A 2,455-nucleotide genomic window follows, 5' to 3' on the forward strand; every position below is an offset into this window, starting at 1 on the left:
TGAATTTCTTCCTTATAAGAGCCCAAGCGAAACTCCGGCTGGCCGGACAAGGAGGCACAGGCATAACAGTCACCACTCGGATCCACATATAGTGCACGATTGGTAAGGGCATAACAATGACCGAACGGAGCCAATCTCCCCTCTATTAACAAGCGAATTCGTTCGCTATGAGAAAAGGTAATTTTTTTACCTGTCTTTCGATAAAACCAATCCGCTTTCTGAAGCACTTTGGCCAAAGCCGTCTGCATTTCGCTGCCGGTAACGGTATCGGATACGCTCGCGCGCCCTTGCGGCCGTAAAATATCAAAACCGATGCGAAATACATTCCCGGCATAATAGGCCATGGGGATTAACGAATCCAAATACCGGATATTATGTCGACCCACCACGCTAGTAATACCTACGCCAAGGCCGGCATCACGCAAAATGGATAACCCGCGCATGATATGGTGTGCTGTACCTGTACCGTCAGGATAAGCTCTAGCCGCATTATTACGTGTCACGTCCCCATCCAAGCTCACGCCGATACCGATTTTGTGCTTCGCAAAATATTCCGCGATAGCAGGCGTGATCAAACTGGCATTTGTCTGTATCTGCCACTTGACATGGTAATTTTTTTCGGCGGCATACTCGACTGCGTAGCACAATCGGTCAAAAGCCAACAAGGGCTCTCCTCCGGTTAATTGTACAGTCACCGCTTTTCCGTTAGCCGCGGCCATATCCAACGCCCATCGAATGGCGGCATGAGGCAGTTTAACAAGTGCTTGATTCGCCGCATAGCAGTAACAGCATTTAAAATTGCAGGCTCCGGTTAACGCCAGAATTAAAAACTCCGGAGACAAATAACACCACTTCCCCTGTTCCTTTCGCACGGAGGTCCTCATGCGCATCGTATACGTGCCACATTGCGTTCAGTGGCGACATTGCGTAGGAAGAACCAATAAAGTCTTCAAAAGCAGACCTTTACTCCGCAATAATTGTTTGAACTTCATTATCATAATACACTCTTTTTGCTCTCAACAAAATACATTTTAGCAAATCACTATTCTTGGTTGGCAATACATCATAATAAAGCACCGTACATTTCTGCATTTATCGGATCTCTCCGGCTATTCCCGAGAAGCTAATTCGGTTACTCTAAATATTTGTACCGCATATTCCGTCAGGCTGTCCGGTTACACATCAATCACCGCAAATCGCCCGGCAGTCACTGCATGAATATCGTTTACAAAAACAAACGCTGCTATAATACCTCGGCTCCGACCAAGTAGCGACAATCCCGGATCGGAAACAAGTTTATGAATTCACTCATTCCAACACTACGCCGGTCAATGATACCGTGTCGGCTCCCAAAACAGCTGCGCAAATATGTAATAGTCGAACATACCAGCACTACTGGCTGTTCCTGCGCAAAAAGCTCTCTGCCACTGCAGAGAGCTTTTATATTTCATGACAACCTTATTACTTTCCTCCAAGGCAAACTATCTTGGAAGAAGAGTTTCGTTTCGACAAATACATGTTTATAGGAACCGGCAACGCTCCTCAAACAAGCTCAACGGCTATGCAATGATTTTTATTTAAAAAATGAGTGCATATGTAAATGCGGCAGCAATCAGGCCTGACTGACTACTCGAATTTGTTGGGTGCCAAAAGCATCGGCAATATCTTTACGAAACTTTCCTTCCAACATTGTCCGATTTATTTCCCGACGAGTAATCAGAAGTAATCTTTTCCCGTCATAGTTAATACGCAACAATGAATCAATGTATGTTTCGAAATCTTTCTTTTCCATTTTCGCTTGCAATTCTTCTAAGGCTTTTGCAATCGGTCCCTCCTGATACTCGACGCGCTCCGTTACAGGTACAAAATGCACTTCATAAAGAGAGTCTGAATACCCTTTATCCGTAGTAGAATGTCGTTCTAAATCAATCGCCATATTTTTCCTCCTTATGCTTATGCCTATGCGCGCATTATACCATATTTATTTTAATAAAGAGACCTTGTCGATAAAGCAATTCAATGTAAAGTTTTTTTGAGAACATATGTTTATATCCATTGTATAATTTTCTAAAAGTGTTGACAACCATTTTTAGAGAGATTATCATGATGTTAACTAAAGATTATGCGGTGCACTCAAAACTGGTGAGCGGGGAACATCAGTTTTTGTAGGAGGTGAAGGTGCCTCCCCGTGAAAATTTTATTTTTAATTATCAACAACAAGGGAGCTATTAAAATGAACAAACAATGGAAACGTTTTATGGCGGCTACATTTTGTGCTGCGATCCTGACAGGATTTGGCAGTTTCGGCGTAAACGCGGCATATGAGTTGAGCGATGAAGTAAAACAGCCGACCCCCGCCTTGCTGACTGCTACTGAAATCGGAGTTAAAGTACGCGAAAACACAATCATGCAGCAGATGCAAAATAAAGATGCGATTTTAATTACCAGCTTCGGT

At 43.5% G+C, this 2,455-nt stretch carries 2 protein-coding genes and 1 pseudogene; 1 reads left to right on the forward strand and 2 read right to left on the reverse strand.

Annotation, left to right across the window (positions count from 1 at the left end):
• The coding region (locus tag KH813_RS06480) for a radical SAM protein (protein ID WP_303994529.1) at positions 1 to 872 on the reverse strand (872 nt) is incomplete at its 3' end.
• A gap of 740 nt (positions 873 to 1,612) precedes the next feature.
• Positions 1,613 to 1,936, reverse strand: a complete 324-nt coding sequence (locus KH813_RS06485; protein WP_303994530.1) for a hypothetical protein — start codon at positions 1,934 to 1,936, stop codon at positions 1,613 to 1,615.
• 297 nt (positions 1,937 to 2,233) lie between these two features.
• On the opposite strand from KH813_RS06485, the pseudogene KH813_RS06490 reads away from it, so the two are divergent.
• A pseudogene (locus KH813_RS06490) lies at positions 2,234 to 2,455 on the forward strand (cobalt chelatase); the annotation flags it as partial.

This window comes from Negativicoccus succinicivorans, assembly GCF_018373335.1.
GTDB lineage: Bacteria > Bacillota > Negativicutes > Veillonellales > Negativicoccaceae > Negativicoccus > Negativicoccus succinicivorans_A.

Excerpts from the sequence above, each read along its gene's own strand:
- KH813_RS06485 (WP_303994530.1), bottom strand. The coding sequence starts at position 1,936 with ATGGCGATTGATTTAGAACGACATTCTACTACGGATAAAGGGTATTCA.